Source organism: Thermogemmatispora carboxidivorans, from assembly GCF_000702505.1.
In the GTDB taxonomy this organism is placed as follows: Bacteria; Chloroflexota; Ktedonobacteria; order Ktedonobacterales; family Ktedonobacteraceae; genus Thermogemmatispora; species Thermogemmatispora carboxidivorans.
In genome coordinates this window covers 3,637,680-3,660,625 of sequence record NZ_JNIM01000001.1, presented here as the reverse complement: position 1 = coordinate 3,660,625, position 22,946 = coordinate 3,637,680, and the positions used below count along the sequence as shown (strand labels likewise).

Here is a 22,946-nt window from a genome sequence, read left to right as displayed (position 1 = left end):
AGATGAACAACAGCGAGCAGTTGCTGCATCTCTACAGCCGCCTGAGCCGGCGTGACATCGAGGAGTTCTATGCCGGCTATCAGCTCTGGTTAGCCGAGCAGCGTCTGGCCGTATTGCAGGCGGAGATCCAGGCCCTGCGTCAGCAAATTGAGCAGAACGCCGAGCGCCTGCGTCAGCTTCAGCCCCCCGAGGCAGTGTTGAACCTGCTGACGACCCTGCGCGCGTCGGGGGTCAGCGATGTTGTCCTGCTTGATCGTCTCTGCGAACGTGGCGAGGAATGGTTGCAAGCCATGTTTCGTCGACTTGAGACCTGTCAGCGACTAGGTCTCTTTGACGGCGATTATACGCGCTGGTGCGAGCATGCTCTGGAGGGAGCTTATGACTGGCTCGATTCGATCGAGGAGGGGGCGACGCTGGCGACGGAGACTGTGACTCAGGCTGGAGGTGGATGCGAGGCCCTGGCGGAGAGCGAAGAGGGGGACCTTGGCAATGGGCTCAGCGAAGACGAATTCCTGCGCCGTCTGTTCTCCGAGGAGGTCACTGCTGGAAGTCTGCCTGCAATTGCGCCAGCGGAGGTGGTGGGGGTCGATGGGGCTGAATCTCCGGCGGTGGAGTCTTCGGCATCCGAGCAGGTGACTCCTGCGGAGGTGGTTCCCCTTTCTGATGAAGAGATTCGCCAGGCCACAGAGGCCGAGCTGACGAGAGAAGCCGTGGCGGCAGAGGAGCCGGACGAGCAGGAAGCGGCAGCGCCGGAAGTGGAGGCGCTGGAGAGCACTGTCGAGGCATCCCTGTCCGGCGAGAAGCCTGAGACGCCAGTCAACGAAGCCGCCCTTGCGCAGCCCTCCTCTTCTCTGGCAGAGCTGGCCATTCGTGAGTATGCTGGCAGCGCTGTAAACGAGGCAACAACGGCCTCCCAGGAGAAGCAGAACGCGACTGATGAAGAGGGGTCAGTGGGGAGCGCGATTCCTTCCCTGGAGCAAGAGACAGATCGCGCTCCGGCGGAGGCATTCTACGAGTTTAGCGCTGCCGGTTCCCCCGAAGCTGCCTCGGCGGCGGAGGAAGTGATCTGGCCCGAAGGCGAGGACCAGCCTGTCATGGAGACGGCCAGCCTCTCCAACTCAGCAGATGAGGTCGCTGTTGAGCCAGCATGCAAGAACGATGGAGAGGAGTCAGCGCTATCGGAGGTTGCTACTGAGGTGGAGGCCGAGGACAGCCCTGCTGCGGCTGAGACTGGGGCCGTGCCTCTTGCTAACGTGGAAGAGTCAGAGCCGCTGCAGGCAGAGGAGCAGAAGCAAGCCGGGCCCGAGGCTGTCAAGGGTGAAGGGGCGAGTAATCCCAACGGAACGGTTGGCGTCGGAGGAGAGGAGGAAGATGCGGCGGCAGAGCTGCGTTTCTGGCAGCGCATTTTTGGCCGGCATAGTGTCGAGCTTGATTGATCAGCTGGCATCTTGCCTACTGCCCTTCCTGGTCAAGCAGCCAGGCCAGATCGAGGAGGCAGGGCAAGAGAAGAAAAAAGGTCCCTCGGGACGGGAAGCGGAAGCCCGTCCTTTTGTTATAGCGACTGTGCAGGAGCGGAGCTTGCTCTGCCCTGCTAATTGGCCCTGGTCACTGGCTACTGGCCGAATGTCTGGCGGGAGGGAGCGTCTCGCCTACGCCAGGGAAAAGGAGAACATACCCGGCCACCCGTGGACCCGCAAGGCGAGGCGAAGCGAAGCAGAGCAGCCCTCGCCTTAATAGCCTCCAGGCGGATAACCGGCAGGGGGGCCAGGATGATGGCCGGGACCAGGGGGCGTGCCGAGGCCAGGCAGACCTGGGATACCGGGCATTGGCACAACCGGGGGCACCTGCGGGAGCGGGCCAGAAGGAATGCGCGCCGCTTGCAGGGCTGCCGCCTTCTCTCGCTCAAGTTCGGCCACACGCTTGCGCAGTTGCTCCAGCTCTCGCCGCTCCCTGAGCGAAGCCAGAACTGCGATCACATAGAAGACCAGTGCGCCCAAGAGGAACGAAAGCAAAAGCAGCACTCCCAGCGGGAGCGGAATGTGGAGGTGCCAGGAGAAGAGTGACAGCTCGACGTCGCTCAATGGAGACCCGTTTGCAGTCATCATGGTGCACCGTTCAACAGCAGATCTATCGATGCGTGCTCATGGTTACATATAGCCGGCATCTTGACGCTCATTGATGAGCTTACCTCGCTTACGAGCGAGCAAGCGAGATAGGAGGAAGGGCCGCGCCAGGAAGAGCCGGGCCTCGCGACGTAGTTCCTCCAGCCCACACGGGGATGTTCAAAGTATATGCAAAAGCTGATCGTGCTGGCAACCGGGTAGGACTGAACAGCTAGGCGTGCTCATGAGCAGCAGGATGGCTAGAACGCTTTTACAAAGCGGCAGATTCGGGGTAAACTAAGCATCACGCCAAGAGTCTCTGGGAGAGGTGAACCGTGCTATTTGAGGAGTACGAGAGAGAGCAGCAGAGCAACCATAGTCCGATCCGGTCTCAATATCTCGCCATCAAAGAGCGCTATCCCGACACCATCCTTTTTTTCCGCATGGGCGACTTCTATGAGATGTTTGACGAGGACGCCGAGATCGTGGCCCGGGAGCTGGAGATTGCCCTGACGCGGCGCGACTTTGGCCGTGGAGAGAAGGCTCCGATGGCTGGGGTGCCGCATCAGGCCGCCGAGAGCTACATTGCTCGTCTGGTGAGCAAGGGCTACCGGGTGGCTGTCTGCGAGCAGGTCAGCGATCCTGCCCTCTCGCGGGGACTGGTAGAGCGCGAGGTGACGCGCATTGTGACGCCGGGAACCGTGGTTGAGCCGGCTATGCTGGCAGCCAAGCGCAATAACTTTCTGGCGGCGGCGGTCATGGGGCGCAACGCCGTTGGAGTAGCCTATGTGGATATCACCACGGGCGAATTCGCCGCGACACAGATTGCAACCAGTGAGCCGGAGCTGACCTTGCAGCAGGAGATGGCGCGCATCGCGCCGGCAGAGGTCCTGGTGGAGGCCCACTATGGGCAGCAAAGCAATCGCAAGCGGCGCTGGCTGGCGGCAGTGATGAGCGAAAAGCCGCTTCCCCGCCTTGGAAGCAATGGTGATCCCGACGGGGCGGCGGCCCTGTTGGGTGAGCAGGACGAGCTGGAGGAAGACGACGACGAGGATTTCGCTTCTCTGGCGCGTCTCTTTAAAGGGCTGGCCGGCCATGTCACCCCCTACGATGCCCGCTTCTTCAGTGAGGCCGACGCGCGCCATCGCCTGCAGACTCACTTTGGCGTCGTCTCTCTAGAGGGCTTTGGCTGCGAAAGGCTGCCGCTGGCCATCCGCGCCGCTGGGGCTGTTCTAGCCTACGTACAAGAGACGCAGAAGGAGATCGTACCCCAGCTCACCGCCCTAGAGACCTACTCGATCGCCAACTTTATGACCCTTGATCCCCACACGCGGCGCAACCTGGAACTCTTCGAGAGTGGTCGTAGCGGCACCCTCAAAGGCTCGCTGCTCTGGGTACTCGATCGCACGCGCACCCCAATGGGCGGGCGCCTGTTGCGCCGCTGGCTCGGTCAGCCGCTGCTGGATCTCTCCGCGTTGCGCCAGCGCCAGGAGGTAGTCGCGGAGCTATTGGCGGCCCCACTATTGCGGGCGCGCCTGGGCGAGATCCTCAAGAAGATCGGTGACGTCGAGCGCCTGATCAATCGTGTACGCCAACGCATCGCTGGTCCGCGCGACCTTATCGCCCTGGCGAGCAGCCTGCGCGGGGCGTCGGAGATTCGTGCCGACCTGACCGCCGATGAGGAGGGAGCGGCAGCGCTGCGCTCGATGCCCTCGCTGGCAACCTTACTGCTGCGGCTAGCCGATACCGAAGATCTCATCACGCTCATTGAGCGTGCTATTGTGCCGGAGCCACCGGCCAGCATCTCCGAAGGGGGGATCATTCGGCCTGGCTTCAGCGAAGAACTTGATCAGTTGCGCGCGATCTCTCAGGATGGGCAGCGCTGGTTAGAGCGTCTGGAGCAGCGCGAGCGCGCCCGAACGGGCATCAGCTCCCTCAAGGTAGGGTACAACAAAAACACCGGCTATTTCATCGAAGTCTCCAATGCTCACAAGCAGCGTGTGCCTGCTGACTACCAGCGGCGCCAGACCCTGACCAACAGCGAGCGTTTTGTGACGCCGGAGCTAAAGGAGTACGAGGCGACCATCCTCAATGCGCGTGAGCGCATCAACAAGCTAGAGAGCGAGCTGTTCGCCCAGATCCGGGCGGAGATCGCCGCACAAGGCGCTGAGCGGGTGCTGGCCACGGCCCACGCCCTGGCCGAAATCGACGTCTATCTCAGTCTGGCCGAAGTGGCGGCGCGCAACAACTATTGCCGGCCCGAGCTGAACGACGGCGATACCATTCGCATCGTTGCCGGGCGTCACCCGGTTGTCGAGCAGGCTCAGCCGGACGTGCCTTTTATCCCCAACGATGCGGAGCTCTCGAATCACGAGGCCCAGATTCTTATTATCACCGGGCCGAATATGGCCGGAAAATCCACCTATCTGCGCCAGGTGGCTCTGATTACCCTCATGGCCCAGATCGGCAGTTATGTGCCGGCCCAGGCGGCCACCATTGGCATTGTGGACCGCATCTTTACGCGCATTGGGGCTCAGGACGATCTGGCGACGGGCCAGAGTACCTTTATGGTCGAGATGGTGGAGACGGCCAATATTTTACACCATGCCACCCCGCGTAGCCTGGTGATTCTCGATGAGATCGGGCGCGGCACCAGCACCTACGATGGCCTGGCCATCGCGCGGGCAGTCGTCGAGTATCTGCATAACAATAAGCGCTGTGGGGCGCGGACGCTCTTCGCCACGCACTATCACGAGCTGGTGGAGGTGGCGCGCGTCCTGCCGCGCATTCGCTGCTTTAATGTGGCCGTCAGTGAGGAGGAGGGCCGTATCGTCTTTCTGCGTAAGATTGTCCCGGGAGGAGCCGATCGCAGCTATGGGGTACATGTGGCGGAGCTAGCCGGCATTCCGCGCCCGGTCATCCATCGGGCTCAGGAGATCCTGGCGGAATTGGAGCGCAAGGGCGAGGCCCAGGCGCGACGCAAGGCCATGAAGGATATGACCATGCCCTTGGGCTGGCAGATGACGCTCTTCGCCGCTGAGCCGCATCCGATCCTTGAAGAGCTGAAGACCCTGGATATCGAGAGCCTGACACCGATCGAGGCTATCAGCAAGCTCTACGAGCTACAACAGCGGGCGCGCCGTGAGGGCTGAGCCCCTGTCGCATAGAGCGGGGCCGCGGCTGCCCGGCCCCTCTTCGGCGGGAGAGGGAGTCTGGTCCATCTGGCACGAGGACGGCCTCTCTGTGGTATATTCCAAAACACAATGGTTGTGTCCTGTGCCTTCTTTGTCTCTAGTCGATATCCAGCAAAGGAGCATCGTCTATGGCGGTTTCTCATCTCTCTCCCGAAGAAGAGGAGCTGATTGCGGCTATTCGCGAGATTGCAACCGAGCGTGTGGCGCCGCGCGCGGCGGAGATAGATCGCACGGGGGAATTCCCCTGGGATATGAAAGAGCTGTTGGCGCAGCAGGATATTTATGCCATGCCCTTCCCCGTGGAATACGGTGGCCTCGGCTCGACGAAGCTGGCAGTGGTACGCGCGATTGAAGAGCTGTCGCGCTGCTGTGCCACAACGGGCCTGCTGCTGGCAGTGCAGCAGCTGGGAGCCATGCCGATTCTGCTGGCCGGCAGCGAAGAGCAGAAGCGCAAGTATCTACCGCCGCTGGCGCGCGGCGAGTGGCTGGCGGCCTTCGGCCTGACAGAGGCCGGCTCTGGTTCGGATGCGGCGGCGATGCACACGGTAGCGGTGCGCAAAGGGGACCGCTACATACTCAATGGCTCGAAGCGCTTCATCACGAATGGAGGCCTGGCTCAGGTCAACACGGTCTTTGCTCTGACTGATCCGCAGGCGGGGACGCGCGGCATCAGCGCTTTCATTGTAGAACGGGATTTTCCGGGCTTCGCGGTAGGGCGCGTTGAAGATAAAATGGGGATCAAAGGCTCGCAGACGGCGGAGCTGATCTTTAATGATTGTGAGGTGCCGGCAGAGAACCTGATCGGGCGCGAGGGCGATGGCTTCCGCATTGCCATGCGCACTCTGGATCGCACGCGGCCCGGCATCGGGGCCCAGGCGGTAGGCATCGCTCAGGGTGCGCTGGATCTGGCTGTCTCTTATTCCAAACAGCGGGTGCAGTTCGGGCGTCCGATCGCTGAAAACCAGGGCATTCAGTTTATGCTGGCCGACATGGCTACCAAGGTCGAGGCGGCGCGCTTGCTGGTCTACAATGTGGCGGAGCTGATCGATCGCGGCGAGGAGCGCTTTACGATGTACTCGTCGATGGCCAAGATGTTCGCCTCGGATATCGCGATGGAGGTGACCAGCGACGCTATCCAGATCCTGGGAGGCTATGGGTACATGAAGGAGTATCCGGCAGAGCGAATGCTGCGCGACGCCAAGATCACCCAGATCTATGAGGGAACCAATCAGATTCAACGCCTGGTGATTGCGCGCGAGTTGCTGACGCAAGCCTCGGCCTAGGTGAGGCCGGCAACAGAGAGCGATCAGCGCCTGCTTTTTCTTCAGGGAGAGGCGCGGCTGCAACAGTGGAAGCCTGATCCAGGGCTGCGCCTCTCCTGGCAAAAGGCGGAACCGGCGCGGAACTCCGTACAGCACAGCACTCGCAGCAGCTCACGGGCTTCATCATCAGAGAACCCTCAAGTTTCCAGACAAAAGGTGCTCTGCAAGCAAATATCTCAAAAAACGAGCGATGTGATCGACAATCTGCGATCGCTTTGTGCTATCATGAAGGAGGTGGGTAGGAGGGGCGCCGTCCGATGGGCAATCTGACGCTCCTTCGCAGCACCCGGCATCGGGCGGGCAGCACAGTGGGCAAGCCGCCGCCAGCAGCTCTCAAGCAAGTGCCAGCAACGTAGCCGCTAGGCCAGCCAGTTACGCTTATCAAGCCAGCAGTGAGGAGTATCGAGCACTATCTGCGGCTGGAATGTCCCCGAAGGCCCGCCAGTGTCTGATTGGCAGACCTGATGAGAGATGGGCCTTGCACCATGAAAAAGCTCCAATACAAATGGATCGCGCTCTCGGTTGTCACCCTTGGCTCCTTAATGGTTGCCATTGACTCGACCATTGTCATTCTTGCCCTGCCGGCCATGTTGCAGGATCTCCATTCTGACCTGGTGCGCATGACCTGGGTGATTACCAGCTATTTGCTGATCAGCACCGTACTGCTGCTCTCCTTCGGCAGAATGGCGGACATGTTTGGCCGCGTCCGCCTCTATAATCTGGGCTTTCTGGTCTTCACCATTGGCTCTGTCCTCTGCGGTCTGGCTCCCAACGACCTCTTTCTGATCGCGGCCCGGGTTCTCCAGGGAGCCGGGGGGGCCATGCTCAATGCTAATGCAATGGCCATCATCACCGAAGTTTTTCCGCCGGGCGAGCGTGGCACAGCGATGGGCTTTAACTCCATTACCTGGGGGGCTGGCAGTGTGCTTGGTCCTGTCCTTGGTGGTCTCATCCTCTCGCTGGCCAGCTGGCGCTGGATCTTCCTGGTCAATCTGCCGGTTGGTCTGATAGGGATGCTCGCCGCTTATTTTCTCCTGCACGAGATTGCTCCGCGTCAGCAGCGAGAGCCTTTTGACATCCTCGGTGCCCTGCTCTTCTGCATCGGTCTAGTGGGTCTCCTCTTTGGCCTTCTGGAAGGCATCAGCGTTGGCTGGCGCTCGCCGCTCATTGTGGCTCTCCTCCTCATTGGCCTGATGGCCCTGCTGGCCTTCCTCTGGCGCGAGCGTCACTATACCTTTCCCATGTTGAACCTGCAGCTCTTCAGCAACCGCCTCTATGCATTCTCGATTCTGGCGGCCATGCTCCAATCGCTGGCCGTCTTCGCGGTCAACTTTCTCGTCATCTTCTATCTGCAGGGCGTCCGTGGCTACCCGCCGCTGGTAGCGGCCTTGCTCATTCTCCCGCTACCTCTCTGCATTTCGTTGGTGGGGCCACTTGGGGGACGTTGGGCCGATCGGATCGGGGGAGCCATACCGGCCACCATCGGCCTGGTGATCCAGGCGCTTGCCCTGGTGCTGCTGGGACTGCTGACGCCGACCACGCCCTACTGGCAACTGGCCCTCATTCTGGCCTTGATGGGCATTGGCGGTTCCTTCTTCTGGTCACCGAACACCAGCACCGCCATGAGTGCTGCCCCGCGCAGCCACCTGAGCGTCGCCTCTGCCACTCTCAACACTCTGCGCAACGTGGGCATGATCTTCAGCTTCGCCGTCGCCCTGGACGTAGCCGCCGTCTCCATGCCACCAGCCCTTGTGGCCAGTGTCTTTTTAGGGACTGTCGGGCATCTGGCGCCAACTATGGCCCAGGCTTTTACCGCCGCGATGGATCACGCCTTTCTGGCTTCAGCCCTGATCTGTGTGCTGGCCGTAGCCTGCTCACTGGTACGGGCCGGCAAAGGTCCCCAGCTGACGGGTCTCGCCGGCGCGCCGCTACAACCCACAGCCTCCGAGCGCCAGGAGTAAGTAAGCGGCAGACCCGAGCAGCATCGCTGGTCCGGCCCGGTCCGCAGCACAGTGTCCAAACAGGGAGCCTCACTATCCAGCGAGAACGAGCCAGTGAGGCCCCCTGCTTCTGTCCACAAAAAGCTTATGCCGGGCAGGCATCTTCTCTTTCCTCCTGCCCGGCAGTCTCCCAGAGACTCGCGGATTACCGGTCTGTGCTGATCAGGACTGGGCCGCGCCCTGAGCCGGCTCCTGTGAACGTCGGGCCAGCATATTGCCCAGCGGGATCAGGATCAGCAGCAGCACGACCAGCCCGATCAGTCCGATCAAGAAGGTCAGCGGCTGAGGTGGGGCGAAGTTGAGCAGCTGATCCAGTGAGAAGCTACCAGCGCCCGTCAGGCCGAGCACCACACCCATCATCAGCAAGGCCAGATTGAACTCAAAGCCGCCCTGACTGTTCCAGAAGCCCTTAGCCCAGTGCACCCTGGCGATGGCCACTAGCATCGAGCCTATTGGGAGCAAGACCGCCAGAGGCGTCAACAGGCCCAGCGCCACCAGCAAACCGCCACCAAACTCACCCAGTGCCACGACCCAGGCCCAGAACGGAGCTGGCTGCAGACCCAGCCTGTTCATCATCTCCTGCGTGCCACGCAGCCCATGACCGCCAAACAGACCGAACAGCTTTTGAGCACCATGAGCCATGATAATGAGACCAAGCGTCAGACGCAACAGCAAGAGACCGGTGGCGAGAAGCGCGTTCATGGTCCTCTCCTCCTTTCCTGTCCTGAGATATCCAGGTGGCGTTAGATCAGACCCAGCAGATGCCCCATCTAAAGAGCCAAGTTGCTTCCCCGGGCAACAGGAGCCGCGAGTCGTCGCGCCAGAGATCAATCGCCCGCGGCCCCTGCCTGCCCTCTATCCCAGCCAATGAGTGAACGAGCGATCATCGGGCGAGGCTCGACTCGACCGTTAGCGGCTGATCGGAGCCGCTGTGTACACTGATGCGCTTCGGGCGGCTCTCCTCCCTAATAGGCAACCAGAGTGTCAGCACACCGTGCTCGTAGGTGCATTCCACGTGATCGGCATCGATGGGCTTAGGAAACGAGAAGCTGCGCTCGAAGTGGCCAGGCGTGATCTCCTGAGCCAGCCAGTGCACCTGCGCATCGGAGCCAACGAAGGCCGGCAGCTGGCCCTTGAGCGTCAGCGTATTCTGCTGAATACTCACATCCAGATCCTCCGGCTTCACACCGGGGACCAGCATGCGGACCCGATACCCTTGCTCCGTCTCGTAAGCATCCAGCAGCGCAAAGGGACCCTGGCGACCCACCAGCGGCCAACCGGTACGGACAAAGCTCTGCTCAAAGAGCTGATCGATCGCCTTGCGCAGGCTCAGAGCCTCGCGAAAAGGATCAAACGGCAGCAGTGTTGTCATCGCTCACACCTCCGTACTAACCCGCATCTGACTCCTTCTGAGACGAAGCCTCACACCTTCCCCCCACGACCAACCCAACCGCATGGACCGTCACTTCATCTGCCGGGCGGAGCCGCATGGATAGGCGCCAGCTCAGTCCAGTCACCGCTCTGGCAACCGCTTCCAGCGTCCGCCGGCACCCGCTCTTTCGTTCGTCCGACCATAGTATAGCCAATCTAACAAAAAATGTCAAGTCATATAACGGTTTTCTGACAATCTTCTAACACAACTCTAACAGTCTCCTCTAGAAAGAAAAGGAGGCGTCCCGGTGCAGTCAACCGGGGCGCCTCCAGGAGAGACAATGGAGGAGAGAGAATCAATGAAAGGGACTGAAAAGACAGAGACGAGAGCTACTGACCGGCGTGGGCTGTAGCGGGCGTAGCGGCTTCCTCCAGGGCGCGGGCCACGATCTCCGCGATATCCTCGACCTGGAGGCGCTCCTCCGCCTCCACGCCCTTCACGCCATCCTCAAACATCATGATGCAGAAAGGGCAAGCTGCTGCCAGCACCTCGGCCTCTGTCTCCAGGGCCTCATTGACGCGCGTCTGATTAACCCGCTTACCGAGGCGCTCCTCCATCCAGGCGCGACCGCCGCCGCCGCCGCAGCAGAAACTCTTATTGCGGTTGCGGCGCATCTCCGTGACTCCATTGCTATTGAGCACCGTCAACACGCGGCGCGGCTCATCGTAGACCCCATTATAGCGGCCAACATAGCAGGGGTCATGGTAGGTCAGCTTACGCTGATCGAAGCCGGCGGGGAGCTGCAGGCGGCCCTCCCTGATCAAGCGGTCGATGAAAACGCTATGGTGGATCACCTCATAGTGGCCACCGAGCTGCGGATACTCATTCTTAATCGTATTGAAGCAGTGTGGGCAAGCCGTAATGATGGTCCGTGGGCGAGTGGTCTGGCCGTTATGGCCGTGGCCATTGTGAGCAGTCTCAGACTCCGTCTGAGCCGTATTAAAGCCATAGCTATTGAGCACCTCAATATTCTGCTGAGCCATCATCTGCCAGAGGTACTCATTGCCGATGCGGCGAGCCGGGTCGCCTGTGCAGGACTCCTCGGGGCCGAGGATGGCGAAATTCACCCTGGCGGCCTTCAGAATCTTCACCAGCGCTGTAGCCACCTTGCGGTTCCGCTGATCGAAAGACCCCATGCAGCCGACCCAATAGAGCACCTCGGCATCGGGATTTTCCGCCATCAGCGGCACACCCAGGCCCGCGGCCCACTCCGCGCGGCGATCGTTACTGATCTCCCACGGATTGCCATTGCGCTCAATATTATTGAACAGCGACGTCACCTCGGGAGGGAAATCGCTCTCCTCCATCACCAGAGAGCGTCGCATATCCACAATCTTGGGCACATGCTCAATCGAGACCGGGCAGATCTCCATACAAGCGCCGCAGGTAGTGCAGGCCCAGAGCGCCTCTTTACTGATCACCCCGCCCACGAGTGGCTGAATCTCCTCATGGCCGTTGCTGCGCACATCGGCCAGCGGCAGCTTCTGGAAAAGGTTCGGCTCACCCACGATCTCATGGCGGCGATCCAGCAGTGACTCCTTGACGCCCAGGATGATCTCCTTGGGGAGCAGCGGCTTACCGGTATTCGTCGCTGGGCAGACCGTATTGCAGCGACCGCACTCTGTACAGGCGTAGCCATCCAGTAGCTGCTTCCAGGTAAACTGCTCCGCCTTAGAGACCCCGTAGTCCTCGCGTTCCTCCAGGTTCTCCAGCAGCGGCAGCGCGCCGCGGGGACCATAGTTACGGAAGAAGACATTGAAAGGCGTAGCCATCAGGTGCAAATGCTTCGATCCTGGTAGATAGACCAGAAAGCCCAGCACCGTCAGGATGTGGGCCCACCAGAAGACGCGGTAGAGGACCACGTTCGTGGCCGTACCCAGGCCGTAGAAGGAGGGACCGAGCCAGGAGCCGATCAGAGACCACTCCTCGCCGTGGCTGGCGGCAAAGCCGAAGGTCTCAACCAGGGCCAGGGTCAGCAGGACCAAGAAAATGAGGCCCAGGATAATAAAGCCGTCCCACGGGCCATGCAGGCGGCTTGATAGCTGTCGGGGACGCACGATACCGCGCCGGATCGCGAAGACAATCAGCGAAACCAGCACGAAAAGCACAAAGAGATCGAGCAGGGCTGCGAAGGTATGATCGTGGCCGATCAGCGGAAGCGAACCGTTGAAGGCCCCCAGGATCAGATTCAGCAGCCCGAACTGAATAATGATGAAGCCCCAGAACGTAAAAAAGTGTGCCAAGCCGGGGATCGGATCGCGCAGAACGCCGCTCTGACCGAGCACCACCAGCAGGAAATCGCCGATGCGCTCCTCCAGATGATCGGTGCGATCCTCGCGGCGAGCCTTGGCCAGCAGCGTCACCAGCTGCCCGGCGCGCAGGCCGAAGACTGTCAGCGCCGCCAGGAAAACGAGCACGAAGATCGTCGTCCCGATCCACCCACCGGTTGGAGAAATGGCAGGGGGTGCCATGACAACCTCCCTTAAAGGCGGCGGGGCCCCGTCGCCCTGCCTACCTGCCTGCTTGCTGCTTTGCAGCGGCAGCCGTGCCCCACCGCAGTAGTATGCTGCTTCTTGCCTGCTTGTGCGTCAGCGAGAACGAGCGAGCGTAAGCACGCTAGAGCTGGGCTTTACGCCGCTTCACTTCCTCGATCAGCTGGGGCAGGATCGTCAGCACGTCGCCGACGATGCCCAAATCGGCCACTGAGAAGATCGGCGCGTGCTCATCCTTATTGATGGCGATGATATACTTCGAGCCTTTCATGCCGGCCAGATGCTGGATTGCGCCGCTGATGCCGCAAGCGATATAGAGGGTTGGCTTGACCGTCTTGCCGGTCTGTCCGATCTGATAGCTGTAGGGAAGCCAGCCGGCATCGACGATAGCTCGTGTTGCGCCCGGTGCTCCGCCGAGCACGGTCGCCAGCTCCTCGACCAGGTGGTAATTCTCGGGCTTCCCCAGGCCGCGGCCTCCGCTCACAATGATGCTGGCATCCTCCAGGGCGGGGCCATCGCTCTGGACCTCCACACGGTCGAGAATCTTCATCTGCTGAGACTCGGACCGCAGTGTCACCGAGAGCTGCTCGATCTCGGCCTGGCGGCCCTCGAAGCGCTCCACCGAGAAAGCTTTTGGACGTGCCAGTACGATCCCCGTTCCCTGATACGGATGGGTAGCGACCACGACATTCTCGCCGCCCCAGGGGACCGTCACCTCCAGGTGCTCGCCCTCGTAGCGGAGGTCCGTAGCATCCGTGATCAGGCCCAGATTGTGGCGGGCACTCAAACGAGCAGCGATATCGCGGACATCGTAGGTGGTGGGGAAGAGCAGAAGATCGGGCTGCTGCCGCTGCAGCAAGTCGCTGATGGTATCGACGGCGGGGAGCGTCAGGTAGGTATCGTAAGTAGGATCGGCGTGGACGTAGACCTTTTCAGCGCCAAACTCGCCCAGGGAGGGGGCCACCGTCGCGGCGGCGGAACCGAGCACAATCGCCTCGGCGCGACCCAGATGGGCTGCCTTACTGAGCACCTCAAGAGACGAGCGAGCTGGCCGGCCATCCTCGATTTCGACCAGGACCCAGATCGTTTTTGCCATAACCTGCACTCCTCCTAGAGCAACTGGTGACGCTGCAAGAAGTCGGCAATGATCTCGGCAGCGTTGCCCTCATCCTTAATAATCTGCCCGGCGGCGCGGGCCTCAGCCTTTCCGATGGAGAGGATCTGCTCGCGGGCGCCGGCCTCTCCGACCTGCGATGACTCCAGCCCGAGGTCGCTCAGGCTCAACTGACTGAAGGGCTTCTTGCGCGCGCTCATAATCCCCTTCATCGTCGGATAGATCGCCTCGAAAGAGCCGCTGGCAATGGTCACCACGGCGGGCAAAGGACTCTCGACCACCTCATAGCCGGTCTGCGTGACGCGCTTGATCACGGCTTTGCTTCCCTCGACGGTGATCTCGCGCGCAAAGGTGAGCTGGGGCAGGCCCAGAAACTCGGCGATCGCCCCGGGCACCATGCCGGTGTAGCCATCCGTGCTCTCGGTTGAGCAGAAGATCAGATCGGGATTCTCGCGCTTGAGGGCAGCGGCCAGCGTTCGCGCCGTGCCCAACACATCCGAACCAGCCAGAGCCGGATCGCTGATCAGGATGGCGCGGTCAACGCCCATCGCCAAGGCGCGCCGCAGGGCCTCCTGGGCACTGGCTGGGCCCATACTGATCGCTGTCAGCTCGCTGTTGCCGAGACTATCGCGCAGCTTGATCGCAGCCGCGATCGTTGTCTCGTCCCCCGGGTCAAGCACCAGCGAGACCCCGGTGCGCACCAGTCGTTTTGTGGCAGGATCAAGCTTGCTTTCGACGGTGTTGGGGTCTGGAATCTGCTTTACACAGACGAAGATCTTCATTGCGTTGTTGCCTCATCTTACCTATGTGCGAGCAAAGGCGCAAGACACAAGACAGCCTACAACTGCGTAATATAGCGCCTTCTCTGCAAAGAAGAACGGCAACGCCTTCTTTGCTTTCTTTGCCATTCTCCGTCGGAAAAGGGCCGTGTGCTGTCTGCGTTCGTCAGAAGAGAGGACTGCCCCGGGCGCCTTACGTCTGCACAGATTCTCTCGCTATGGATAGAACGAGCAGGCCAATCGCTGTATTTACCAGGCCCTTTGTATTGTACCTGTCGTAAAAAGAACGTGTCAACGTTGCTGGCTAACGGCCAATGCTCTCCCAGCTAACAAAGGAAGCAAGGGCCAAAGAGGCCCCTCCCGGCTAAGCTGATGCGGCTCGGCTCAACGCTGGCGATAGACGAGAATGGCCGTAAGCACTGCCAGCAGGCCGGCCCCAAAGGGGGGCAGGCTGGTGGCCAGGCTACCCGTGGTGAGCCAGAGAAAGATGGCGATGATTTCAAGGATGAGACCGCAGGCGAAGATCAGCGCGATGCCCGCGGGTGAGTGCTCTGCGGAGCGGGCGAGCCGCTGGCGGTCGAAGCGAGGCGAGGGCGCTCTTGCTGGCTCTGCCCCGGCCAGTTCTGGCTCTGGGCCGGTCTCTGCTCCGAGGCGATGCAGGGAGTCGTAGAGGCCCTCAATCACGCGGCGAGGGGCCCGCAGCAGGACAACACCTTCCTCAGAGCTGATGAGCAGTTCGTGCAGCAGCGGCTTGCTCTGGGGACTGCGCAGCGTGATGGCTGTGACCTCCGCGAGAGGAATAGCCTCCAGGAAAAGGCGCCGGCGGGGAAAGCGGACCTGATAATAGCCGAGCAGACGCCGGTTGGTGAGGATGACGTCGCAGGCGACGCTGCCGTGCTGCTGACTGTGCCAAATAACAGGTCGGCTCTCTAGCGGCTCTTCCCCCGGCTCCAGATGGGCTTGTAGGCCGTGAAAGCGACGGAGAATGCGGCGCGCTGCACCCTCCTGGCTGCTTGAAGGGACGCTCATGCTTCTCCCTCTTATGGGCTGATGAAACATGCTTTGCTGACTCTTGGCTCTCCATTATAGCACAGTACTGGCTGAGTAAAGCCAGCAGATCAGAGCTACGGCGCACTTGACAAGTATCCCTTCTTGCGCTATCCTCTCTATTGGACCCCTACCGGGGGGGTATGGGTTGGCACCGAGTGATGGACACAAGGAGATGCAGAATATGGCAACCTATCTGTCTGGTCCTGGCGGACCGCAGAGCAGCATAGAACGGAGCAGCGGAGGGCACGGCGAGCCTGAGCAGATGGCCTCGGTAACACTGGCACTGGAGGGCATGAGCTGTGCCTCTTGTGCCAGGCGCATTGAGCGGGGCCTGCAGCGCTTGCCGGGCGTCAAGGAGGCCAGCGTTAACTTTGCCACAGAGAAGGCTAGAGTGCTTTATGATCCTGGAGAGGTTAGCCTGGCGCTGATGGTCGAGAAAGTTGAGCAACTGGGCTATGAAGCGCTGCCGCTCCTGGCGCAGGCAGCCAGGGAAGCTGAGGCTGAGGAGAGGCTAGAGGCGCGTCCTGAAGGGGTGAGTGCTCTGAGCCAGGGCGAGAGTGACCAGGGGCTGTCGGCGGCCTCGGGATTGGCTGAGGGTCAGCGGAGGGCGGACCGGCGTCGGCTGTGGCTGCTGCTCATGGCGATTGCTCTCTCGCTGCCTGTCGTTGTCCTCAGCATGTTCTTCATGGACCGCTTCCCGGGGGAGAACTATCTCCTGTTGCTGCTCACGACGCCTGTCTGGGCGGTGGTCGGCTGGGAATTCCACCGTAACGCTCTCAAGAACCTGCGGCATGGGGCGGCCACTATGGACACGCTCATCTCGGCTGGCTCAACGGCGGCTTACCTTCTCAGCCTGGTAGCCACGCTGGTCCCGCAGCTAGCTGATGAACCGACCTTTTACGACACGGCGGCCCTTATCATCACACTCATTTACCTGGGGCGCTACCTGGAGGCGCGGGCCAGAGGCGAGGCCGGGCAGGCTATTCGTCGTCTGATCGGGCTGCAGCCGCGTAGCGCTCATCTACTGCGCGATGGTCAGGAGCGCGAGGTACCGATTGCCGAAGTCAAGCCGGGCGACCTGCTTGTCGTGCGCCCGGGCGAGCGCATCCCCGTCGATGGCCTGGTCGTGGCTGGTCACTCGACGGTCGATGAGTCGATGGTCACCGGGGAGAGCCTGCCTGTCGAGAAAGGGGAGGGCGAGCCGCTGATTGGGGCTACCATCAACCAGGACGGCCTCTTGACCATGCGAGCCACGCGCGTTGGCGCCGATACCCTGTTGGCCAATATCATTCGTCTCGTTGAGCAGGCTCAGGGCGGAAAAGCTCCTGTGCAGCGCCTGGCCGACCGTGTGGCGGGCGTGTTTGTGCCGGCGGTGCTTGTTATTGCCCTGCTGACCTTTCTCGGTTGGGGCCTGGTGGGAACCATGAGTGGGGGGGGGAGCGTGGACTGGGTCAGGGCCTTGATCGCGGCGGTGGCCGTGCTGGTGGTGGCCTGTCCCTGCGCCTTGGGGCTGGCAACACCTACGGCCATCATGGTGGGTACCGGTGTGGGAGCTGAGCAAGGTATCCTGATCAAGGGAGGCGAGAGCCTGGAACGTATTCAGGCAGTGCAGGCGCTGCTCTTTGATAAGACGGGTACCCTGACACGCGGCAGGCCGCAGCTCACTGGTTTGTTGGCTCTGGCTCCCTGGAACGAAGCGAGCTTGTTGTGTCTAGCTGCTGAGGTTGAGCAAGGCTCGGAGCATCCGCTCGCGCGGGCCGTTGTAGAGGCAGCTCGTCAGCGTGGCCTCTCTCTGAAACGCAGGCCGGAGCAGCTGACAGCCCTGCCCGGTCGGGGTCTGGAGGCCGTACTAGAAGGGCAAGAGGTCTTGATCGGTGGGCCGCGCTTGTTGGAGGAGCGTGGCCTGGAGCTGGCGGAAGTGCGCCCCGAGTTGGAGCGGCTGGAGCAGCAAGGGAGCACTGTGATGCTCGTGGCTGTGGCTGGTCGGCTGGCGGGCCTGCTGGCGCTGGCTGATACTTTGAAACCAGGCTCGGCTGAGGCGGTGCGCCAACTGCAGGCCCAAGGGCTGCAGCTCTGGCTTGTCAGCGGCGATCACCCGCGGACAGCCCAGGTCATCGCCGCTCAGGTTGGCATCCCTGGTGAGCGGGTGCGTGCTGGCCTGCTGCCGGAGGAGAAAGCGGAAGAGGTACGCCGCCTGCAGCAGCAGGGGCTGACCGTCGCTGTGGCGGGCGATGGGATCAATGATGCGCCAGCGCTGGCTCAGGCTGATGTTGGGATTGCGATGGGTAACGGCAGCGATATTGCCCTGGAAACGGCTGATATTGTCCTGGTCAAAGGGAATCTGCGCAGCCTGGCCACCGCGCTATCCCTGTCACGAGCGACGCTGCGGACCATCAAGCAAAACCTGTTCTGGGCCTTTGCTTATAATAGTGTGCTCATTCCGACAGCGATTCTCTCCCCTCTGATTCCTTTCCTTAAGGAGCAGGCGCCGATCTTTGCGGCGGCGGCGATGGCGCTCTCCTCGGTCTCCGTGGTCGCGAATGCCCTCCGTTTGCGCCGCTTTGAGCGGTGGGTGAGCGAGCGCTAGAAGCGAGAGGCGGAAGAAGGATGCGCGATCAGACTGGGGGAGCGCGGTCGGAGCCGGAAAAGGCGGCTGTCGACTGTTGTGGCCGAAGGCTCTCCTTCTTCCGCCCGCTACCAACGGCGCGAAAGCGATGGGGGATGCTGGCCGTTTGGCCTTAGAACTGGCTGCGGGACGGGCGCAGCAGCTTATGGAAAATGCCGAAGAGCAGGAAAGCTGGCGGCCACTGACCGACGAACAGCCCCCAATCACGCTTACCGCTTATGAACAGCACTGCCGAGGTAATGATCGAGACCAGAGCAGCCCAGTACCACATCTCGCCGGGCAGGCGATCAGTGGTCCGAAAATACTGCTCTTGCACATCACGAGCAGCTTTTGTCGTCTCATGAATATCAACTTTAGCCATGTCTTCTCCTCTTCTCGACGCGACTCTTTCAGAGAGCAGTACGCGCTTCGCCGGAGGTCAAGAAGTCTCCGGCGATTGGTACTCTGCTCTAAAGACGCCGCCAGATGCTACTCTAGGTAAGGGGAACGCTCTGGCAGCTTTTTTTATCTTGCTGCCCTTCTCCCTTTGTAGAAGAGGGAGCGTGGCCTTGGTAGTTTGGTTACCCGTTAAGGGGGCGTACTGGCTCAACAGCTCCTGGGGATGGCCTGGGACATGGTACAATGCTCGGTAGGGCGTGAGAAGGAGGTCGGGCGCGGACGGGGAAAGGGGCTGATGACTGACCTTGCTTGCCGGTCTGCTCAGTGGGCGAGCTCGTGTGAGGATGAGCAAACTGAGGGAGCATGTGCTGAATGAAGAAGGAAAATAAGATCATTGCTCAAGAACGTCGCAGAAAGATATTTGAAATTATTGATTCCAGTGGGGTTGCCTCGGTACGCGATCTGGCGCAGCGCTTTGCCGTCTCTGGCATTACAGTGGTCAGGGATTTGCAGGAGCTGGAAGAGCAAGGGTTGATTAGACGGGTACATGGAGGAGCCATTAGCCTGCGCGGAGCTAGCTATGAACCGCCGTTTAGTGCGCGCGAGACCGAGCATGCTGAGGAGAAGAGGCGCATCGCGGCGCGCGCAGTGGAGTTGATCAACGATGGGGAGAGCCTGATTCTTGATGTGGGGACCACAACGCTCGAGATCGCGCGGGCGCTCAAGGGAAAGCGCAATCTGACGGTGCTGGTGACGAATCTGCGGGCGGCTTTGGAGTTGGCCAATCAGTCGGCGATTCAAGTCATCGTCGTGGGAGGGAAGCTGCGCCCGAGCGAGCTGTCGCTGGTCGGCCATCTAGCCGAGCGGACGCTGCGCAGTTTCCAGGTTGATAAAGCCTTCATCGCTGTTGGTGGTATTACGATCGAGCATGGGCTGACCGAGTTCAATTTTGAGGAGGCCGGCACAAAGCAGGCGATGATTGAGCGGGCACGACGGCGCATTGTGGTAGCTGATCATAGCAAATTTGGGAAGGTGATGCTAACAGCAGTGGCGCCATTAAGCACCATCGATACTATTATCACGGACAGCGGACTGGATAGCGAGACGCTGACTCGTCTACGCGAGTTGGGACTCGAGGTCATTCTCGCCTAGCCTCGGCGCTTTGGGCTGCCTAAGTGCTTCCCCGGTCTCTGTCGCATTCAACTACGTTGCCTGCTTGTAATGGAAGCAAACGATCTGTGTTTGGTTCCATTCCTTTCTTTCTTGTGTATCAGAAAGAAATATGAAGATATCCTTTTGGAGAACTTGCTTTTGGTGCCTGGATCTGTTATCCTCTTCTCACGGTTCTGGTAGTATTGGCCAGGACCGATGTGGTGACCAAGCCATCTATTTTGAGAGAAGGGAGCTAGACGGAGGATGTCGCTAGAGCGGTCCTGGCTGGTCAATCGCGTCCGTGCCCAGGAGCATGCCATTGCTGTGCTTAGTGCCGATGTCAGGGGACTGGCTACCGATATGCAGGTGAGTTTTCGACAGCTGGCCGAGTATCAGCTACACAGCGAGCATCAGAGCGAGGTCCGGTTTCAGCGCCTGGAGGCGCTGGTGGTGGCGACCCGCGATGAGGTGCGCGTTGTGCAGGAGCGAACGGCTCTGCTAGAGATGCGCACTGGTAGCCTGGAGAACCGTATGGCCGGTCTGGAAGGGCGCATGGTCGGGCTGGAAGGGCGCATGGAGCGTCTGGAAGGGCGCGTGGAGCGTCTGGAAGGGCGCATGGAGCGTCTGGAAGAGCGTGTGGAGCGTCTGGAAGGGCGCATGGAGCGTCTGGAAGAGCGTGTGGAGCGTCTGGAAGGGCGCATGGAGCGTCTGGAAGAGCGTGTGGAGCGTCTGGAAGGGCGCATGGAGCGTCTGGAAGAGCGCATGGAGCGTCTGGAAGAGCGCATTAAAGAGGATATGGCGGCGTTAGAGGGGCGCATTAAAGAGGATATGGCAGCATTAGAGGGGCGCATTATGGAGGCATTGGCCCAAATCACCACGTTGCTCAGCGCACGGCAGGGAGGTCAGGCCGATTAGTCCTGTTTGCTCTTTACTTCTATATATGGCGATATATGCCCAGGCTGGCAGCAGCTCTGCGGAGAAAAAGAGACCAGAGGGGAGCGCCTGTCACCGCCATAGGCTGGCGCTCCTCCTCTCTTGCGAGCAGTGTGAATGTGGAACGACCGCCTGTCGAGAGCACGAGCAGCTTGTTAGAGAGGGGATGGCCTGGCCCCTCGCTGGAAGAGGCAGCCTGGCCGTTCTGACTCAGAGCGAGGCCAGCATGATTCCCAACGCCAGCACCAGGCCACCGAGCCAGAAGCCTGGCCCCAGGGCTTCCTGTAGCACAAGTGCGCTCAGCAGGCCGCCGACCAGCGGCTGGGCGAAGAAAAAGATCGCTGCCACTCCAGCGGGCAGCCGTTCGACACCGCGGTACCAGAGAAACCAGGCGAGAGCTGTTGCTCCCAATCCCAGGTAGAGCACACTGGCCAGAACGCCAGGCGAAAGAGAAAGCGAGGGGTGCTGGCTCAGCTCCCACAGGGCCAGCGGAGCAAAAAAGACCAGGCTCCAGAGCGTCCCGTAGGTTGTGACCACCAAAGCCGAGTGTTTGCGGACCAGCGGCGTCCCGAGAACGGTGAACAAGGCCCAGCAGAAGGCCGAGATAATCAGCAGTCCATCGCCGATGAGCAACGAGCGAGCCTGCGCGCTTGAGCTGCTCCCCTGCTCGCTGCCAACGATGATTACCACTCCGACCAGAGCCAGCGTGGTACCGGCAACGACGCGCCATTGCGGGCGCTCGCCCAGCAAGAGCCAGGCCAGCGGTACAATAAAAAGAGGCGTGATTGTGGTCAACAGCGCTCCATCATGGGCGCTGGCCAGATCGGTTCCGACAAACTGTGTGGTAATAGTGGCGGCGATGCACAAGCCGAGCAATGGCAGGCGCCAGCGTTCCTGGCGCGGTAGAGGCTCCCGATGACCGGCCAGGCGCAGTACCAGCCAGAGGGCGGCGCCTCCCAAGAGAAGGCGCAGCAATCCTAGCGTCACCGGAGGAATAGCGCCAAAGCTGGCGCGACTCACTACGTACATGCCTCCCCAGAGGCAAGAGGCTCCCAGTGGGGCTAAACCTGCCAGACTCCGTCTGCTGCGGTCCTGGCGTGTCGTTGGTGGGGGAGAAACGTGCACAGTAACCTTTCCTTCATCCTCATCGCTTGCTTAAAGACAGCATAGTGAGGCTGCAAGACCACACATCCGTGGCTTGCACTACCAGTAGTGGGAACTCGCTGAGCTGGACAGTTGGTCAAACAGACCGCCGCTTAGCGAGAGCAGCAAGCGCAGAGAGAACAGGGAGGGCGAATCTGTGGGTGAAAGCCGGCTCTAGCAACCATATGCTGTACTGTGCTCCGCTTGAATAGAAACCTGGTTATAATCATCAGCAATCATGCCATAGAACCTGGCAGAAAATCAAGGGCACAGCCCAGCGAAGGTGCCACAGATCAGTGCAATGGAGCTGTGCCCTTGATTGGATCACCCGCATAGACTCGGTGATAGCGATCTGTGCGACTGCCGCTAGATCCCTCCGATCCCCAGGCCGTGGAGGATCATCTCCACCGCGGTTGCCACAATCACTGGCAAAAAGACCAAACGGATAACGCGGTTACTGAGGTGCGAGAGCAAGCGAGAGCCAATCAGGGCCCCGAGAAGGATGCCCAAGGCCACCGGGGCGGCCACCAGTGGAGGAATATCGCCGCGGGCAAAATAGATGCCGGCGCTCGCCGCTGCCGTCACGCCGATCATAAAGTTGCTCGTAGTTGTTGAGACCTTCAGGGGCAGGCGCATCACGACATCCATAGCCAGCACCTTAAAGGCGCCACTCCCGATGCCCAGCAGGCCCGAGATGACTCCAGCCACATACATGAGAATCAGGCCCAAGGGCGTACGTGTCACCTGATAGCTAACCTCGTGCCCGAGATGCTCATCAGGGTAGCTGCTTGCCAGACTCAGATGGGTAGCTAGCCAATCGTTCTGCACGTCCGAGGGTAGCTCTTCGCCCATTTTGAAGAGCGTGGGCAGAGCCGAGAGTAGCAGGATGATGCCGAAGATGACCCCGAGGATGCCCGGAGCGAGCAGTCCGGCCAGAAAAGCGCCGCTGATGGCTCCTGTAGTAGTGGCTAGCTCCAAAAACATGCCCACGCGCATATTCGTGATGCGGTCGCGCACGTAAGCTGCTGCCGCGCCGCTGGAGGTGGCGATCACCGAGATGATGCTGGCTCCGATGGCGAAACTGATCGGCAACCCAAAAGCCAGCGTCAGCAAAGGCACGATCAGAACGCCGCCACCCAGACCAATCAGGGAACCGAGGAGGCCAGCAACGACTGAGCCGCAGAAAATCAAGGCGAAGACGAGGGCGGAAAAGTGGAAATGGGCCAGGC

17 protein-coding genes are annotated in these 22,946 nt (G+C 60.8%); 7 read left to right on the top strand and 10 right to left on the bottom strand.

The features are described from left to right. Positions 1–2: 2 nt before the first annotated feature. Complete coding sequence (locus tag N688_RS14320) at positions 3–1,436, top strand: hypothetical protein (RefSeq protein ID WP_052889916.1); 1,434 nt, start codon at positions 3–5, stop codon at positions 1,434–1,436. Between the two features lie 294 nt (positions 1,437–1,730). Here the strand turns inward: N688_RS14320 and N688_RS14315 are convergent, their stop codons facing one another. Continuing rightward, positions 1,731–2,105, bottom strand: coding sequence for a lipopolysaccharide assembly protein LapA domain-containing protein (locus tag N688_RS14315; RefSeq protein WP_081838861.1), 375 nt, complete (start codon positions 2,103–2,105; stop codon positions 1,731–1,733). Positions 2,106–2,437: 332 nt separating this feature from the next. Here N688_RS14315 and mutS point away from each other — a divergent pair, with 332 nt between their 5' ends. The 3 genes from mutS to N688_RS14300 all read left to right on the top strand — a co-directional run bounded on the left by mutS (position 2,438) and on the right by N688_RS14300 (position 8,579). After that, positions 2,438–5,254, top strand: a complete 2,817-nt coding sequence (gene mutS / locus N688_RS14310; RefSeq protein ID WP_052889914.1) for a DNA mismatch repair protein MutS — start codon at positions 2,438–2,440, stop codon at positions 5,252–5,254. Positions 5,255–5,424: 170 nt separating this feature from the next. After that, positions 5,425–6,579, top strand: a complete 1,155-nt coding sequence (locus tag N688_RS14305) for an acyl-CoA dehydrogenase (protein ID WP_052889913.1) — start codon at positions 5,425–5,427, stop codon at positions 6,577–6,579. Between the two features lie 524 nt (positions 6,580–7,103). Next, complete coding sequence (locus N688_RS14300) at positions 7,104–8,579, top strand: MFS transporter (RefSeq protein ID WP_052889912.1); 1,476 nt, start codon at positions 7,104–7,106, stop codon at positions 8,577–8,579. A gap of 201 nt (positions 8,580–8,780) precedes the next feature. On the opposite strand, the gene N688_RS14295 is transcribed toward N688_RS14300, so the two are convergent. The 6 genes from N688_RS14295 to N688_RS14270 all read right to left on the bottom strand — a co-directional run bounded on the left by N688_RS14295 (position 8,781) and on the right by N688_RS14270 (position 15,464). Next, complete coding sequence (locus N688_RS14295) at positions 8,781–9,320, bottom strand: DoxX family protein (RefSeq protein WP_081838859.1); 540 nt, start codon at positions 9,318–9,320, stop codon at positions 8,781–8,783. A 181-nt stretch (positions 9,321–9,501) separates the two neighbouring features. After that, positions 9,502–9,990, bottom strand: coding sequence for an Hsp20/alpha crystallin family protein (locus N688_RS14290; RefSeq protein ID WP_052889911.1), 489 nt, complete (start codon positions 9,988–9,990; stop codon positions 9,502–9,504). A 389-nt stretch (positions 9,991–10,379) separates the two neighbouring features. Then, a complete protein-coding gene (locus tag N688_RS14285) occupies positions 10,380–12,521 on the bottom strand; it encodes a (Fe-S)-binding protein (protein WP_052889910.1) in 2,142 nt (713 codons plus the stop codon). 145 nt (positions 12,522–12,666) lie between these two features. Beyond that, positions 12,667–13,638 (bottom strand): electron transfer flavoprotein subunit alpha/FixB family protein, encoded by a 972-nt coding sequence (locus N688_RS14280; RefSeq protein ID WP_052889909.1) that lies wholly within the window; start codon positions 13,636–13,638, stop codon positions 12,667–12,669. A 14-nt stretch (positions 13,639–13,652) separates the two neighbouring features. Then, the gene (locus N688_RS14275) at positions 13,653–14,438 is read right to left on the bottom strand and encodes an electron transfer flavoprotein subunit beta/FixA family protein (RefSeq protein WP_052889908.1); all 786 of its coding nucleotides are present in this window, start codon (positions 14,436–14,438) and stop codon (positions 13,653–13,655) included. A 381-nt stretch (positions 14,439–14,819) separates the two neighbouring features. Beyond that, the gene (locus tag N688_RS14270; protein ID WP_052889907.1) at positions 14,820–15,464 is read right to left on the bottom strand and encodes a hypothetical protein; all 645 of its coding nucleotides are present in this window, start codon (positions 15,462–15,464) and stop codon (positions 14,820–14,822) included. A gap of 202 nt (positions 15,465–15,666) precedes the next feature. On the opposite strand from N688_RS14270, the gene N688_RS14265 reads away from it, so the two are divergent. Further along, positions 15,667–18,072, top strand: a complete 2,406-nt coding sequence (locus N688_RS14265; RefSeq protein WP_081838858.1) for a heavy metal translocating P-type ATPase — start codon at positions 15,667–15,669, stop codon at positions 18,070–18,072. A gap of 151 nt (positions 18,073–18,223) precedes the next feature. On the opposite strand, the gene N688_RS14260 is transcribed toward N688_RS14265, so the two are convergent. Beyond that, positions 18,224–18,472, bottom strand: coding sequence for a hypothetical protein (locus N688_RS14260; protein ID WP_052889906.1), 249 nt, complete (start codon positions 18,470–18,472; stop codon positions 18,224–18,226). 389 nt (positions 18,473–18,861) lie between these two features. Between N688_RS14260 and N688_RS14255 the strand changes: the two genes are divergently transcribed. Both N688_RS14255 and N688_RS23200 read left to right on the top strand, forming a co-directional pair. After that, positions 18,862–19,641, top strand: a complete 780-nt coding sequence (locus N688_RS14255) for a DeoR/GlpR family DNA-binding transcription regulator (protein WP_081838857.1) — start codon at positions 18,862–18,864, stop codon at positions 19,639–19,641. A 264-nt stretch (positions 19,642–19,905) separates the two neighbouring features. Then, positions 19,906–20,556 carry a hypothetical protein gene (locus tag N688_RS23200; RefSeq protein WP_052889905.1) on the top strand — a complete coding sequence of 217 codons (651 nt, stop codon included), beginning with the start codon at positions 19,906–19,908 and terminating at the stop codon, positions 20,554–20,556. Between the two features lie 228 nt (positions 20,557–20,784). Here N688_RS23200 and N688_RS14245 read toward each other — a convergent pair whose 3' ends face one another. Then, positions 20,785–21,699 (bottom strand): DMT family transporter, encoded by a 915-nt coding sequence (locus tag N688_RS14245; protein WP_272945041.1) that lies wholly within the window; start codon positions 21,697–21,699, stop codon positions 20,785–20,787. Positions 21,700–22,083: 384 nt separating this feature from the next. Beyond that, the gene (locus N688_RS24010; RefSeq protein ID WP_052891508.1) at positions 22,084–22,908 is read right to left on the bottom strand and encodes a sulfite exporter TauE/SafE family protein; all 825 of its coding nucleotides are present in this window, start codon (positions 22,906–22,908) and stop codon (positions 22,084–22,086) included. Positions 22,909–22,946: the final 38 nt, after the last annotated feature.

What these genes read in the sequence shown, in the direction of transcription:
- N688_RS14285 (WP_052889910.1), bottom strand. Translation starts at nt 12,521, where the DNA reads ATGGCACCCCCTGCCATTTCTCCAACCGGTGGGTGGATCGGGACGACG.
- N688_RS14275 (WP_052889908.1), bottom strand. Translation starts at nt 14,438, where the DNA reads ATGAAGATCTTCGTCTGTGTAAAGCAGATTCCAGACCCCAACACCGTC.
- N688_RS14300 (WP_052889912.1), top strand. Translation starts at nt 7,104, where the DNA reads ATGAAAAAGCTCCAATACAAATGGATCGCGCTCTCGGTTGTCACCCTT.
- N688_RS23200 (WP_052889905.1), top strand. Translation starts at nt 19,906, where the DNA reads ATGTCGCTAGAGCGGTCCTGGCTGGTCAATCGCGTCCGTGCCCAGGAG.
- N688_RS14255 (WP_081838857.1), top strand. Translation starts at nt 18,862, where the DNA reads ATGAAGAAGGAAAATAAGATCATTGCTCAAGAACGTCGCAGAAAGATA.
- N688_RS14290 (WP_052889911.1), bottom strand. Translation starts at nt 9,990, where the DNA reads ATGACAACACTGCTGCCGTTTGATCCTTTTCGCGAGGCTCTGAGCCTG.
- N688_RS14320 (WP_052889916.1), top strand. Translation starts at nt 3, where the DNA reads ATGAACAACAGCGAGCAGTTGCTGCATCTCTACAGCCGCCTGAGCCGG.
- N688_RS14305 (WP_052889913.1), top strand. Translation starts at nt 5,425, where the DNA reads ATGGCGGTTTCTCATCTCTCTCCCGAAGAAGAGGAGCTGATTGCGGCT.
- N688_RS14270 (WP_052889907.1), bottom strand. Translation starts at nt 15,464, where the DNA reads ATGAGCGTCCCTTCAAGCAGCCAGGAGGGTGCAGCGCGCCGCATTCTC.
- N688_RS14315 (WP_081838861.1), bottom strand. Translation starts at nt 2,105, where the DNA reads ATGATGACTGCAAACGGGTCTCCATTGAGCGACGTCGAGCTGTCACTC.
- N688_RS14280 (WP_052889909.1), bottom strand. Translation starts at nt 13,638, where the DNA reads ATGGCAAAAACGATCTGGGTCCTGGTCGAAATCGAGGATGGCCGGCCA.
- N688_RS14260 (WP_052889906.1), bottom strand. Translation starts at nt 18,472, where the DNA reads ATGGCTAAAGTTGATATTCATGAGACGACAAAAGCTGCTCGTGATGTG.
- N688_RS14295 (WP_081838859.1), bottom strand. Translation starts at nt 9,320, where the DNA reads ATGAACGCGCTTCTCGCCACCGGTCTCTTGCTGTTGCGTCTGACGCTT.
- N688_RS14265 (WP_081838858.1), top strand. Translation starts at nt 15,667, where the DNA reads ATGGCAACCTATCTGTCTGGTCCTGGCGGACCGCAGAGCAGCATAGAA.